Origin of the sequence: Streptomyces caeni, assembly GCF_042678285.1 — a bacterium.
Taxonomy (GTDB): domain Bacteria; phylum Actinomycetota; class Actinomycetes; order Streptomycetales; family Streptomycetaceae; genus Streptomyces; species Streptomyces caeni.
Window position 1 is genome coordinate 1 of sequence record NZ_JBHUDX010000089.1, and the last position, 13322, is coordinate 13322.

17 protein-coding genes are annotated in these 13322 nt (G+C 69.7%); 16 read left to right on the forward strand and 1 reads right to left on the reverse strand.

The genetic code is table 11. From position 1 onward, the window contains the following. Positions 1-13: 13 nt before the first annotated feature. The 15 genes from ACFSL4_RS29425 to ACFSL4_RS29495 all read left to right on the forward strand — a co-directional run bounded on the left by ACFSL4_RS29425 (position 14) and on the right by ACFSL4_RS29495 (position 11151). Entirely contained in the window at positions 14-532 is a 519-nt protein-coding gene (locus ACFSL4_RS29425) for a GAF domain-containing protein (protein ID WP_381089552.1), read from the forward strand. Between the two features lie 87 nt (positions 533-619). Further along, the gene (locus ACFSL4_RS29430; RefSeq protein ID WP_381089444.1) at positions 620-1873 is read left to right on the forward strand and encodes an acyl-CoA dehydrogenase family protein; all 1254 of its coding nucleotides are present in this window, start codon (positions 620-622) and stop codon (positions 1871-1873) included. Positions 1874-2001: 128 nt separating this feature from the next. Continuing rightward, entirely contained in the window at positions 2002-2493 is a 492-nt protein-coding gene (locus tag ACFSL4_RS29435) for a LuxR C-terminal-related transcriptional regulator (RefSeq protein ID WP_381089447.1), read from the forward strand. 74 nt (positions 2494-2567) lie between these two features. Then, positions 2568-3140 carry a carbohydrate kinase family protein gene (locus tag ACFSL4_RS29440; protein WP_381089450.1) on the forward strand — a complete coding sequence of 191 codons (573 nt, stop codon included), beginning with the start codon at positions 2568-2570 and terminating at the stop codon, positions 3138-3140. Continuing rightward, positions 3137-3712 carry a DUF6624 domain-containing protein gene (locus tag ACFSL4_RS29445; protein ID WP_176119292.1) on the forward strand — a complete coding sequence of 192 codons (576 nt, stop codon included), beginning with the start codon at positions 3137-3139 and terminating at the stop codon, positions 3710-3712. Before ACFSL4_RS29440 ends, ACFSL4_RS29445 begins: the two co-directional genes overlap by 4 nt. Before the next feature lie 73 nt (positions 3713-3785). Then, positions 3786-4253, forward strand: a complete 468-nt coding sequence (locus ACFSL4_RS29450) for a DUF6082 family protein (RefSeq protein ID WP_381089453.1) — start codon at positions 3786-3788, stop codon at positions 4251-4253. 59 nt (positions 4254-4312) lie between these two features. Beyond that, positions 4313-4723 (forward strand): 6-pyruvoyl trahydropterin synthase family protein, encoded by a 411-nt coding sequence (locus ACFSL4_RS29455; protein WP_381089456.1) that lies wholly within the window; start codon positions 4313-4315, stop codon positions 4721-4723. Next, on the forward strand, positions 4720-5463 hold the full coding sequence (locus ACFSL4_RS29460; protein ID WP_285557734.1) for a 7-carboxy-7-deazaguanine synthase QueE: 744 nt from the start codon (positions 4720-4722) through the stop codon (positions 5461-5463). The genes ACFSL4_RS29455 and ACFSL4_RS29460 overlap by 4 nt, the downstream gene beginning before the upstream one ends. A gap of 56 nt (positions 5464-5519) precedes the next feature. Then, a complete protein-coding gene (gene folE / locus ACFSL4_RS29465; RefSeq protein WP_181802182.1) occupies positions 5520-6149 on the forward strand; it encodes a GTP cyclohydrolase I in 630 nt (209 codons plus the stop codon). Beyond that, entirely contained in the window at positions 6146-6973 is an 828-nt protein-coding gene (locus ACFSL4_RS29470; RefSeq protein ID WP_189902691.1) for a hypothetical protein, read from the forward strand. The genes folE and ACFSL4_RS29470 overlap by 4 nt, the downstream gene beginning before the upstream one ends. Continuing rightward, positions 6970-8049, forward strand: a complete 1080-nt coding sequence (locus tag ACFSL4_RS29475) for a hypothetical protein (protein ID WP_367547403.1) — start codon at positions 6970-6972, stop codon at positions 8047-8049. Before ACFSL4_RS29470 ends, ACFSL4_RS29475 begins: the two co-directional genes overlap by 4 nt. Next, positions 8046-8738 carry a dTMP kinase gene (locus tag ACFSL4_RS29480; RefSeq protein WP_381089462.1) on the forward strand — a complete coding sequence of 231 codons (693 nt, stop codon included), beginning with the start codon at positions 8046-8048 and terminating at the stop codon, positions 8736-8738. Before ACFSL4_RS29475 ends, ACFSL4_RS29480 begins: the two co-directional genes overlap by 4 nt. Positions 8739-8774: 36 nt before the next feature. Beyond that, the gene (locus ACFSL4_RS29485; protein ID WP_381089465.1) at positions 8775-9704 is read left to right on the forward strand and encodes a DUF2797 domain-containing protein; all 930 of its coding nucleotides are present in this window, start codon (positions 8775-8777) and stop codon (positions 9702-9704) included. Between the two features lie 59 nt (positions 9705-9763). After that, positions 9764-10609, forward strand: a complete 846-nt coding sequence (locus ACFSL4_RS29490) for a class I SAM-dependent methyltransferase (RefSeq protein WP_381089468.1) — start codon at positions 9764-9766, stop codon at positions 10607-10609. Further along, positions 10606-11151: an NUDIX hydrolase gene (locus tag ACFSL4_RS29495; protein WP_176119282.1), complete on the forward strand. Its 546-nt coding sequence runs from the start codon at positions 10606-10608 to the stop codon at positions 11149-11151. The genes ACFSL4_RS29490 and ACFSL4_RS29495 overlap by 4 nt, the downstream gene beginning before the upstream one ends. A 20-nt stretch (positions 11152-11171) precedes the next feature. Here ACFSL4_RS29495 and ACFSL4_RS29500 read toward each other — a convergent pair whose 3' ends face one another. Further along, a complete protein-coding gene (locus tag ACFSL4_RS29500; RefSeq protein WP_381089472.1) occupies positions 11172-11678 on the reverse strand; it encodes an NUDIX domain-containing protein in 507 nt (168 codons plus the stop codon). Between the two features lie 166 nt (positions 11679-11844). Here ACFSL4_RS29500 and ACFSL4_RS29505 point away from each other — a divergent pair, with 166 nt between their 5' ends. Beyond that, positions 11845-13053, forward strand: coding sequence for a hypothetical protein (locus ACFSL4_RS29505; protein WP_381089475.1), 1209 nt, complete (start codon positions 11845-11847; stop codon positions 13051-13053). The last annotated feature ends 269 nt before the right edge of the window (positions 13054-13322 follow it).

Genomic DNA, 13322 nt, shown 5'->3' on the forward strand with positions numbered 1-13322 from the left:
CTGCACCTGTGTGGTGCGATGCTCTGGCTCCGAAGCATCGCACCACACTCGTGATCCGAACTCCAGACAGGACCTAGGCGTGCCCACCGCTGCCAGCGAGGACTTCGACGAACTGGCCCGCGACATGGCCACACAAGCCGGGTTCCTGTACGGCTTCGTCAACCTCTTCCTGGAGGAGCAGACCTTCGTCGGGCTGCACCAGCCGCCCGCGGACAGCGGGTACGTCATCGTCGGCCGCACCATGAGCCGCGACCACGGCTGGTGCCCGGAGGTCATGGCCCGCAAGAAGGCCCTTCCGCTGCACGACGTGCACGCCAGCCCGCGCTTCAGCGGCAACCCCGTGGTCGACGCGGTCGGGATCCGCTCCTACTTCGGTGCCCCGCTCATCCACGACAGCGGCACCGTGCTGGGCACGGTGTGCGTCATCGACCCCGAGAAGCGGCCCCTGAGCGAGGCCCGACGGCTGAGAGACATCGTCATCAACGCCGGCGTCCGGGTGATGGACCACATCGCCCGCGCGCCCGTCCGCTAGTCCGTTGCACGACCCCCCACCCGGGAGCCGCAGGCGATCCCCGGCCGCTCCACCGTGCGACTTTCATCCAGGGAGAGGGAGAGGACCATGCCCGCCACACCCACCACGCCGCCGCCGGCGCTGCGCCCCTATTTCAACGCCCGCCACGAACTGCTGTGGGACGAGGCGGACGCCTTCGCGGCCGAGCACATCGCGCCGCGCGCCGCACGCATGGAGGCCGCCCCCGGCAGGGTGGAGCGCAAGGTCGCCGACCTGATGGCCGCACGACGGTGGTTCGCCGTCACCGTCCCGTCCTCCTTCGGCGGGCTGGACGCCGGACACGTGGCCAAGACCATCCTCGTCCACCGCATTGCCCGCGTCTCGGCAGCTGCGGCGGCCATCCTCCAGGCCACGCTGATCCCCGTCGGCGCCCTGCTGCACTTCGCCACCTACGAGCAGAAGGGCCGCTGGCTGCCCCGCGTAGCGGACGGTTCACTGCTCTTGTCGATCGCCGTGACCGAACCGCGAGCCGGCGGACACATCGGCGGCATCGAGACCATCGCCGAGCACGTCGGCAACCAATGGGTGATCACCGGCAGCAAGATCCACATCGGGAATAGCCACCTCGCGGGAGCCCACCTCGTGGTCGCCCGGACCGCCAAGGCAGGCGTGAGCACCTCCCAGGCGCTGACCGCGTTCATGGTCGAATCCAAGCGCCGAGGGCTCTCAGTCGCCGACCACCGTCCCGGCCTCGGCCTGCACGGCTTCTCCGCCGGCCGCCTCGACCTCGATCACGTCCACGTCCCCGAGGAAAACGTGGTCGGAGAGATCGGCCAGGGGCTGGGCGTAGCGCAGAGCAGCAGCATCCTGTACGGCCGTCCCAACCTGGCCGCAGTCAGCCTGGGAATACACGAGGCAGTCGTGGCCGCCTCGACCGCTTACCTCAAGGCGCGCTCCCGCTACCGAGGCGCCCTCTCCGATCTGCCGGTTCTGCGGGACCGCATCGGTGACATGGAGGCCCGCCTGCGCGCCGGGCGAATCCTGGCCTATCAATCCGTGCACCTCCTCGACCAGGGCCTGCCCTGCGACACCGACCTGATCAACGCCAAGTATCTCGGCCACCAGTGGGCGATGCAGTCAACCCAGGACGCCATGGAGCTGCACGGCGCCCACGCCCTCAACGGCGACTACATCCTCCAGCGCCTGTGGCGCGACATCCAGTTCACCTACCCACCGGCCGGAACCGGCGAAGTCCAGCGCATACGCCTCGCCGACGCCGCCTTCGACGAGGCCCACATCCAGTGGTCAGAACGTCTCGCCGCCGAAGCGGCGTGGGCCCGCCCCGACCCGACAGCCGCATGAGCCCCCGTGTGCGGCGCCCCGTGAATCCAGACCGCCGCGCACGGGCCCGTGTCGCCGGCCCCCGTCCCCCGCGGGGTCCGGCGACACCCCACCCGATATCCCTCAACCCAGCCGCGAAAGAGACACCCGTGACCCCGCGCATGACGACCAGCGCACCGATCACCCCCCTGACCCCGACCCAGCAGCGCGTCGCCCAGCACCTCGTGGACGGCCTCAGCCCTCAAGAGATCGCCACGAGGACCGGGCTGTCGGCCGTGACCGTCCGCCAGTACGTACGCGACATCCGGGAGAGCCTCCACTGCCCGCCCCGCTGCAAGCCCCCGGTGATCGTGCACTTCCTGTGCAACGCCCGGCAGGTCGCTCCGCCCACAACGGACAGGCCAATCCCGGAACTCAGTCCAGAGCAGCAACTGTTGCTGCGGGCGGTCGCTGAGTACAGCAATCCCAGCGACATTGCTGCCATGGCCAAGATCGCGCCCGCCGACGTCCGAGCCGCACATGACGAACTGCTCGACAAGACCGGGGCGGCCAACACCACCCAACTTGTCGTCTGGGCCCACGCGTGGGGCCTGCTGGGCACCAGGCGGGCCACCACGATGGAGAGCGGAGCGAGCCAGTGAATGCCTCACCCGCTTCTGCGGCCTTCGAGTCCTCCCCCGCGCCTCGAAGCCAGTGCGCGACAGGGTTACCGGTCGTGTACGAGATGCGGTCGTTGCGCACCGACGCCGAACGGGACGAGGCCGCGGCCCTCGTCCAGGACCGTCAGCGCTGGCTCGCCATGCGCGGCGTGCCTACACCCGCCCGGTCCGATATCCCGGCCCTGTTCCGCGCCCCGCAGGTGAAGCCGGCTGGACTGTTCGAGGACGGGCTGCTGCTGGCCTGCATGATCCCGCAACGCGGGACCGACCTCGGATGGGGCGAAGGCCCGTGCCTCTTCCTGGACTGCGTCCACACCCTGCCCGGTCACTCCGATGACACCGTCCGGCTGATCACTCTGTGGGCCTCCGACTTCGCCGCCCGGCTCGAGGTACCGCTTGTGCGGGCCGAGGCCATGGCCCGCCATCCTCTCGACGTCGATCCGATCGCCACATTCCTTCGTCGGCTCACCGACATGGGCTGGGACGTCCGTGGATCGGGCACCGGACAGCACCATGAGCGAGTCGCGCGCCTCGAACTCACCGCCGAGCTTCGGCCTGGGCTGAGCGCGCTCATCGGCTGCCAGGTCCACGAGCCGCAGTCCGCCGCCGACCAGCGGAGTATCGCGTGAGGACCGCGGAACCGCTGCGGCCGGACCTCGCCCGCGAACTCATCGCCCGCGCCGCACAGTCGGCAGCACGCCGGGCAAGACGCGTACGCAACCAGCTCGACGCCGTCCACCTCGGCCAGGACCGTCACGCTGAGCACGCCGACACCAAAGTGCTGCGCCGCATCCTGGCCGAACATGACTGGCCCGGCCACCGTCTCGTGGGCCCCGACGCAGCACGTGCCGCCTGGAGCATCGCTCTTCACGCCGACGACGAACCCGACTTCCAGCGGGCGGCCACCACCCTTTTGAAACGTGCGGTCCAGGACGGCGATGCGCGCATCCAGCACTGGGCCCACCTTCACGACCGCGCCCTGGTCAACAGCGGGCGACCCCAAGAGTTCGGGACGCAACTCGTCCTCAGCGCAGCAGGGGTGGAGCTGTGCCCACTGCGTGCGCCGCAGTTGCTGGACCAGCGAAGGGCCGCCGTCGGACTGCCGCCGATCGCCGTCGCTTTGGACACTGTGCGCCGCCGGTACGCCCTGGATCGCATTGTCGGCGGCTCACCGGCCGTCGTGCTAGCGGGGGTCGCATGACGCAGCGAGCCCCGCAGGCTTCCACAGACCCGCCCTCGCCCCAGATCACTTTGCGTGAAAGGACCGTTAAAGCATGAAGCTCACCACCGCCGTCCTCGCTGCCGGCGCCGCGGTTTCCCTCGCCACCGTCGTGGTCGGAGCCGCCCGGCTGAGGCAGGACGCGCGGCACCAGGCCGAACGAAATGAGGCGACCGTCGCGCGCAACCAACTCGACTGGCTGACGCAGATGTCCGCCAACCCTGACCTCGCCAAGCTCTGGACGCCCGAGGACCTGGACGTCGAGGAGTACATGCAGCTGCTGAAGGCCAACCAGCTCATCTGCATGCTCAGCCTGCGCGACCGCCTCGGCTTCGTCCGGGAGGGGCGTCTGCCGTTCTACGCCTCGAAGCTGATGGAGAGGGACGTCTGCCGGCGGTACTGGGCCCGTTTCGGGGGCCTCCGCGCTCAGGAGGCCGAGGGCGACGAGCGCGCCGAGCACTTCACCAAGGTGCTGGACAAGGCCGCGAAGAACCACCTGGGGGCACAGACCGTAGCCGCCTGAAGAGGCGGCTGCCCCATCCCGCCCGAATCAGCCACACCCTCACCTCTCGGAGAAATCGAATGGGCTTCAGTGCTGTTCCACTACCGCCCGGCAACTTCACCATCGGTAAGAAGTTCGCCTTCGAGGCTGGCCATCGGCTTCCCCGGCTGCCGCATGAGCACAAGTGCTCCCGCCAGCACGGGCACAGCTACGAGGTTGAGGTCATCCTCACTGCATCCGCGCTGGAGGATCCCGGCTTTGTCACGGACTTCGGTGCGCTCGCCCCGTTCAAGTCGTTCCTGGACACCGAGCTCGACCACCACAACCTGCACGAGATCCTGCCCTTCGAGCCCACCTCGGAGCGCCTGGCCCAGTTCCTGGCCGGCTGGTTCGTTCAGAACCTCCAGTCGGAGATCCCCGGCCGCCTTGTCGCCGTCCTAGTCCGCGAGACCGCAAGCAGCTGGGCCCGCTTCGATGTGGTGGGCCAATGACCACAACCAAGCCGCTCAACCTCGAACCGGAAGCTGCCGAAGGCGAATCCCTGATCGTCGCGGAGTGCTTCGGTACCGAGGTGCCGACGTTTCAGGGCGAGGGCCCAAGCTGCGGACACCCGGCCCTGTTCATCCGCCTGTCCCGGTGCAACCTCACTTGCACGAGATGCGACACGAAGTACACCTGGGACTGGTCTCGTTTCGACCCGCACGAGGAGTCGACGAGGCAATCCGTCGCGGGCCTGGTGGCCTGGGCCACGTCTTCACCGGTCGAGCTGGTCGTGATCACCGGCGGCGAGCCGTTGATCCAGCAGGCGCGACTGGTGCCTCTCGTCCGGGGACTGATAGCAGCCGGCAAGCGGATCGAGTTCGAGACGAACGGCACCATCGCGCCCACTCCCGAGCTGGTGGCCGACGGGGTCCGGTTCAACGTCTCGCCCAAGCTTGCCAGCTTCGGCGTGAAGGAGACGAAGAGCATCGTGCCAGCCGCGCTGGAGGCGTTTGTGGCCTCCGGGCGGGCGGCGTTCAAGTTCGTCGCTTCCACGGTGGACGACCTCGACCGGATCGCCGAGCTGGCCGACGCCCACCGGCTCGCGCCGGTGTGGGTGATGCCGGAGGGCACCACCCCCGAGGTGATCACCGCGACTACCCGGGTCCTCGCGGACGGGGTCGCGGCCCGGCACTGGCACTTCACCACCCGCCTTCACGTGTTGGCCTTCGCGGACGCCAGAGGCCGCTGACCGCACGCGACTCCACGCCCCATCCGTTCCCCAGTCCCCGGAAACGAGAGACGCCCATGACGACCTCTATCGCCAGCCCTGCGGCGGCGCCGACGGCTGCCGTCGCCGGGCCCACTGCGGTCATCGACACCGGCCGGGTCGCCGGCCTGATCCACCAGCTCTTGGTCGAGCTGGGCGAGAACCCCGCCCGCGAGGGGCTGACCGGCACCCCGGACCGCGTCGCGGCCTGGTGGAGAGCCTTCCTGTCCCCGGACGGCGCCGAAACGGCCACCTGCTTCACCGAGTCCCAGCTGGGTGGTCAGCTGGTCATCGTGGGCGGCATGAGCGTGTGGTCGCTCTGCGAGCACCACATGCTGCCCATGAACTTGCAGGTCACGGCTGGATACGTGCCGGATGGCGAGGTGGTGGGCCTGTCGAAGTTCGGGCGGATCGCCCAGCACTTCGCCGGCCGACTGCAGGTCCAGGAACGCTTCACCCGCCAGGTCGCCGAATACCTCAACGGCGTGATCGGACACGAGAACATCGCCGTCGCCGTGCGCGGCGTGCACCTGTGCATGAGCATGCGGGGCGTACGGATGGAGGAGGCTCGCACCACCACGGTGCACTCGGGCGGGCGCTTCGGCACCGACCCCGTCCTTTCCCAGCAGTTCCTCACCCTCACCACCGGCCTGTGGGGGGCGTCGTGATCACCACCGCGGGCATCGACTTCTCCGTCATCGCTCCGCCTGCCTACCTGAAGAACTTCGTCGCCCAGGAGCCGGCCCGCGTTCACCACGTGGCCGCCCAGCACGTGCTGTCCGACGAGAGCTACCGGGCCTTCTTCGCTCACGAGGCCGAGCGCGGCGCCGAGATCATCATCGACAACGGGCTCTTCGACCTCGGCTACGCCCTGCCGGCGGAAAGCCTCGTCGAAGCCGCGCTGGCGGTGTCCGCGAGGGAGATCATCCTGCCGGACGTCATGCGGGACGGGACCGCGACCTTGAAGGCGAGCGAGAAGGCCGCGCGAGAGATCCGGAAGCTGTCCGGCGACGCATTCCGGCTGTGCGCGGTCCTGCACGCCGCGGACGACGACGAGTGGCTGCGCACCTACGACGCCTTCGTGACCAGCGGCTGGGCCGGGGCCATCGCCCTGCCGGCCTCGCGTCGACCGGATCCCGACGAGCAACTGTGCCGCACCCGCTGGTTGGCGACCGCCTACCTGCAGGATCGCGGCCTGGTCGACGATCTGCTCATCTACCGGCTGCTCGGTCTGGGCCGGACCGGGCACCTGGAGCTGATCGAGCAGCGCGAGCACGAGTGGATCTCCTCCGTGGACGGCGCAGCCCCGGTCATCCTCGGCGCGATGGGCGTCGCCCTGCTGCCCGAAGGGCCGTACGAGAAGCCCTCCACGCCCCGCATCGAGAAGCTCGGCCCGATCCCCGAAGACCGGTTCGACCTCATCCGGAAGAACATCTCCGTCGTTCGCGCGGCGGCCGGCAGCACCGTGACGATCGCCGAGGAGCACCGATGACGCCCTTACTCGCCGACCCGACCCCCGGACTCCTGCGCGCCGCCCCGATCGAGCCGGCCGGGCACACTATGACCCACGCGAGGCTGCTGCGCTACCTGGAGATCAAGGTCCACCACCTCATCCAGGACCAGGACTGGGACAGCATCCGCGTCATCGGCGGCTACGACCGCACGGCGGTGATCTCCCGGTACGAGAAGACCGGGAAGCTGTTCAACATCGAACGGCCCACCGCAGAGATCCACGGCCGTGACCTCATCGTCAAGGCGTTCCCCGGAGCCGACTACGTCCAGCACTACGCCCTGATCATCGCCACGTACCTGGCCATGACCGGCCGCCCCGCCGATACCGTCACCTATCAGCCGCCCGAGCAGGAGGAGTGCCGAACGGCGCTCGATGCGCTCGACCTGGAACTGGACGGCGACCTGGTGATCGTCGGCTGGGGCCTTCAGTACCTCGCTCCCGAGAACGGAGTGTGGACCCGCGGACCCGGCTACGCCTGGCAGCGCCTCGACGTCGCCGGCCGTCGCGTGGTCTACCTCGGGTTCCTCCACAGCATCTGGGGAGACGTGGCCGGACGGGTCGTCACGCGCCTTGCCGAACTCGGCGCAGGCGACGTCGTCTACGTCGGCAAGGTCGGCTCGCTGACCCCCGGCGTCGAACCGAACGCCTGGCTGGCGACCGGCAACACCAGCCTGGTACGCGGGGCGATGGTGAGCTGGGACGACTTCTTCGGCGACTACGCCGCCGCCCACGATGGGGTGCGCAGCGGCCTGCACGTGTCCTCCCCGTCGATCCTGCTGGAGAACCGCGACTGGCTGGCCCAGCACACCGCCTCGTACGCCTTCGTCGACCCGGAGATCGGCCCCATGGGGGCGGCGGCGCGCCAGGCGGGGATCAGATTCGGTTACCTCCACGTCATTTCCAACAACCTCGCCACGCACTATCCCGCCGACCTGTCCAATGAGCGTCACAGCGACGTCCTGCGCCAGCGCGCCGTCCTGGTGGACCGCATCCGCACCATCATCACCGGCCGCCTGACCGCCAGCCCGACCCACCCCTTGGGAGAATCCCGATGACGGCGAACGCGCCGACCACCACCGCAGCCGGGAAGCTGATCACCTTCGTCGGTGGTGACGGGGCCGGCAAGTCCACCCTCGCCGCCCGCCTGCACCAGGCCCTCAACGACGCCGGCCACACGGCAGTCCTCATCGGCAAGCACAGCACCGACGTCCGCCGGGACCCGGAGCTGTCCGCCTACCTCGACCGCCTCAACGAGCTGGTCTACCGGCGCGACGCCGGCGTCGCCCAGGCATGCGGCGACCACTACTGGCTGCTTGCCCTGGCCTCCTGGTACACCCTGCAGGACCAGCTCGTCATCCAGCCGGCCCTCGCCGCGGGAACCCACGTGATCCTCGACAACGCGCACCACAAGATCCTCGCTCGGTACGCGGTCAACCCCGAGGTCTCCCCCCGCCTGTGCGAGCAGGTCTTCGCGCATCTCACAAAGCCGGACCTGGTGTTCTTCCTGAACATCGGTGCCCGCGAGGCTCTCGTCCGCAAAGGCTCGTTCACTTCCCTGGAGGCCGGCCACGCCGGCGGCGGTGACGAGGACTTCATCCGCTACCAGGACACCGTCCTGGACCAGATGCGCGAACAGGCGGAGCGCGGCGCCTGGCTGACGCTGGACGTCGCCCAGTTGGACCGCGACCAGGTCTTCAAGGCCGCCGCCGCTGCCCTGACCGACCGTCTGCGCCTGACCGTCTAAACCGGCCCTCCCTCCCCGATCGACAAGGAACGCACCATGGACCAGGCCCTGCCCGCCAGCGGGACATACGTCTGTCACGGCATCACCTGGGCGAGCGCAGACCCCCGTCTTCTGCTCGCCCCCGTGACCGGCGGACCACTCGTCTACGCCCCGGTCATGGGCAGGCGCCTGAGTTACCAGGTGAGCGGTACCGGCCGGTGGTGCACCGGCCGGTACCGGTTCGCCGACCGCGTCCGCGTCGAGGCGGTCGCCTGCCCTGACCGGGCCCCGGCCGAGGCCGGCGGACAGTGCCCGGCCTGCGCCGGGCGGGACGACTTCCGCTTCGCCCACCGGTTCCACTCCGGCGGGCATGTTCCCGACGCCCTGGCGGCGTACATGGCCCAGCCGCACTGGCTGTACCTGGCGACGTTCGCCGACGGCACCACCAAGATCGGCACCGCGGCCGAACCCCGTAAGCGCTCCCGCCTCGACGAACAGGGTGCCCTGATCGCTACCTACCTCGCCCGGAGGGCTGACGGCCGCGCCGTGCGGTTCCTGGAGGATGCCCTCACCCGCCACCTCGGCCTGACGCAGACCGTGCGAGCCGCGGCCAAGCTGACGGCCCTGGCCGAGCTGCGCGACCTCGCCCCGGCCGGTGCCGCCCACCATCAGCACCTCGACCGCGCCACCGCGGCCCTGAGCGGCCTGAACGTCCCGGCCACACCGGAGCCGTGGACGCCGCCCGGCGAAGGCGACCTGCTGCGGACGCCGAAGACCGGGCGCGCCTTGTACCCGCACGACCCACGCTCCGGTGAGCACGGGCTGACGGTGCTCTCCTGCCTCGGCTCCCAGGTCCTCGCCACCCTCGACGGCGACGGTGAACAACTGCCCTACCTGCTCGACCTCGGCACCCTCAAGGGCCGGCGCATCGTCCTCGGCGCACAGTTCTCCTCACCGCCCGCCGCCGTACAGTCCGCGCTCTTTTGACCCTGCCCGAGCGCCCGGCCTGCACTGCCGGGCCGCCCTGAGAAGCGAGGCCACACAACATGGCACCCCAGGACGCCATCCTCGGCTGGGACGAGGACAGCAACGCCGAGGCGTACGACGCCTTCACCCGCGCTTACCCCATGTATGACGCGACCAGCCGCGACCTCGCCCGTCGAGGCCATCTGGCCAACGCCAGCCTGGTGGTCGACCTGTGCGGCGGCGCCGGCGCGACCGCCCGCGCGATCCTCGACCTGATCCCGGCCCGCGCCCGGGTCGTCTCCGTCGACAACGCCGCCGCGATGCAGCGCGTCGGCCGCCGCACCCTGACCGACGCCCGCCTGACCTGGATCACTGCCCCGGCCGAACGGCTCGCCGACCACCTGTACGCCGGCAGCGCCGACGCCGTGGTGTGCAACTCCGCGATCTGGAAGACCGACACCGCCGCAGTGTTCGCGGCCGTCGCCCACATCCTGCGCCCAGGCGGGCGCTTCGTCTTCAACATCGGCGGTGGCTTCGCCGGCGTCCGGCACCCCGACGAACTGTCCATCCGCACCGGACCTACCCTGAACGCCCTCATCCGCCAAGTCGCCGCTGAGACCCAGGGATACACCCCACCGCCGCGCGACGCGGACAGGCCGCCGAAGCTGCCGATGACAACAGTCACCGAGCAGCTGACCACAGCCGGGCTGACGGTCGTCGGCACAGAGGTCACCGCCCAGCACAGCACCATGGCCGAGAAGAAGGCGTGGCTGTCCATCCCCGTCTTCGCGCGGCCCGAGGGCGACTTCACCCACGCCCAGCGGATGCATATCCTCGACACCGCCTACGCCATGACAACCCCAGACGCCCCGGCCGTGACGAGCTGGCTCGTCGTCGTCGCCCAACGGCCAGAGGCCGCCGCATGACTCCGGCTGGCCCGGCTCCCGACGGCGGGGCCCGCCTCTGTGACCACGCAAGCGTCGGGGTACTGATCTCCTCTCCGAGCGGCCTGCTGGTCTTCGAGCGGGCGATTCCTCCGGCCGGAATCGCCCCGGTCGCCGGCCACGTCGACGAGCATGGCGGCCCCGAGCAGGCCGCCCGCGACGAAGTCACCGAAGAGGTCGGTCTTACCGTCACCCACCTGCACCTGCTGCTGGACCAGTGGCGGCCCAACCACTGCCACCGCACGCCCAGCGGGCCGGTCGGCCACCACTGGTGGATCTTCCAGGCCGAGGTTTCCGGGTCGCTGTGCCCCTCGCCCCGGGAGGTCCGCACCCCTCGGTGGATCCACCCGGCCCAGCTGCAGCAGCACGCGCTGCGGACCGCCGCGCACGCCAACGGATGCCTGGACCGTGAGGAGTTCGAGCGCGAACCCGGCCTGGAGCCGGTGTGGTGCCGCTTCCTGCACGACCTTGAGCTCGTCACGCTGCCCTCGGCCGACCTCGACCGGATCGAGGCCGTCCTGTGAACGGCGGCCAGGGGCCTGCCTCAGCGGGAGCCGACCGCCCGGCCCGCTGCCAGACGGCGAGCGTGCGCACGGATGCGCTCGCGGTCTTCGGGGAAGACGCTGTCCCAGCCTGTGTCCAGACGGAACCATGCCGCCGGCTGGTTCTGCTCCCCGGCGAGCGGAACGTCGCGTCCGACGATCGCGGCGTAGGACAGGCCCAGCGTCGGAGTCCAATCGGCCCGGTAGGAACGCACCGCCACGGCTGCGGGCTCGGGCAGCAGCTCGCAGCGCAGGCCGGTCTCCTCCAGCAGCTCTCGTGCCGCCGCCGCACGCGGCGCCTCGCCCGGCTCCACCTTGCCGCCCGGCGGCACCCATCCGCGCACGCGGTGCTTGACCAGCAGGACGTGCTCGAAAGCAGGGTCGGTGACCCACACCTCGGCCGCCAGCGGCTCCATGGGATGTCGGCGGGCTTCCTCCAGCCAGGCCCGTGCACCGTCGAACTCCCATGCGGCGAGGCGGGCATCCGCAACAGCCTCGTCCAAGATCACCTGACCGACTTCACCATGACTCACCCGCCCCACCCTAGGCCGACGAACCGGCCGGACGTCGCAGCGACGAGCAGGCAGCCATACGGGGATGTCCGGCCGACCCGGTGGCCCCTTCGGGCTGCAGGGCGATCACCCGTGGCACCCGCTTCACACGAAGGAGACCAGCGTGCACGATGAGCAGCCCTCGTACCGGGGAGCCTGGGTCGTCCTCGGCGGCGTCCACCTCCTCAACCGCACCGCGCCACGGCGACCAGACGAGCCGATCGTGCTCGTACGGGTGCCACCGCAGGAGGTATGCCGGCCGGCCACCACCGTGATCGTCCGCTGGAACGCGCTGGGACCCTGCCCGGCCGAAGCGCTGCACCCCGGCGGCACCCGGCTCGGGGCAGCCAGGATCGACGGCGGCGAACTGTTCCCCGACGCCATCGCTGGCCCCGCCCTGCGCGGCCTGGTCGGCACCGAGGACGCCCCCGGCCTGGTGCCGCTGTGCTACCTGGCCGAACACCCCGGCGGCGGCTACCACGCGTACGCTCAGATCCGCTTCCACCCCGAGGACGCCTGCTTCGTCCGCACCACCCGGGAACCAGTCGGCCACGGCCCGGTCGAGGAACTGCGCTGGTTCGACCCCGTGCTGACGGCGCACGCAGAGTCGAGTACGGCGCTCAACAACCATCTGCGGTACTTCCGCAAGCACTTCTCCGGCACTGAGCTGGAGATCAAGTACACCCTCGACCCGGCACCGGACATCTGGTCCGCGTCCATGGAACTGCTCAAGGCACTGCGCGACGGCAAGCTGGAAGGCTGCGGTCCGGAGTACCGGGAAGAGTTCCAGATCCACCACACCGAGAACCATCTGTTCGACGTCACCGGTCCCGAGCCCGAGATCGGCTACGCCTCCTTCATCCCCACCGTCACCGCCGGGCACGTACTCAAGCGAAAGTGGTTCACCGAGGACGCCTTCGCCCGCCGCGAGGAACTCACCCCTGGCCTCGACATCACCCCCGACCGCTTCGAGACGTTCCTGCGCGAAGACCTGAACCTCCAGGTCCGGGCCATGCCGCCCTTCCAACGCGTCCGCTACGACATCCAGTGCGAGTCGCTACGCACCGGACACGTCTACGGCATCTTCCTCGACCGCTGCGCCCTCCTGGCGGCCCCCGACGTGGTGCTCTCCCAGTGCGAGCTGGAGTACCTCCGCTCACGCAGCATCCTCGACCACGACCAGGACGAGATCCTCATCGAGATGAAGCGGATCGACAGCTGGCTCTGCGAGTACCTCGCCAGTCACGGTTGGGCCGCCGAGCACACCTTCTACTCCAAGCGCAGCTTCCTTCGCGACGCCGTCGCCCTCCGCCCGGACCTCGCCAGGCCATGACCGACCAAGCGCCCCCCGGCAATCCCCCGCAGGAGGTACCGCAACCCACATGAGTGATCGAACACTGCATCACAGCCCGCCCCACCCGACCACACAAGGAGAGAGCCCGGTATTCGAAATCACGTTCTAGATTTCGCTCCCCTCCACCCGTTACGGCTACAGCAGGACCGCCGTTACCCGATCACCTGTCCGCATCTCGCCCCGAGGAGTCCCCATGCATCCCGTACGCCGCCCTGGACTCGTTCATCCTGCGTTCGAAAATGCCGCTA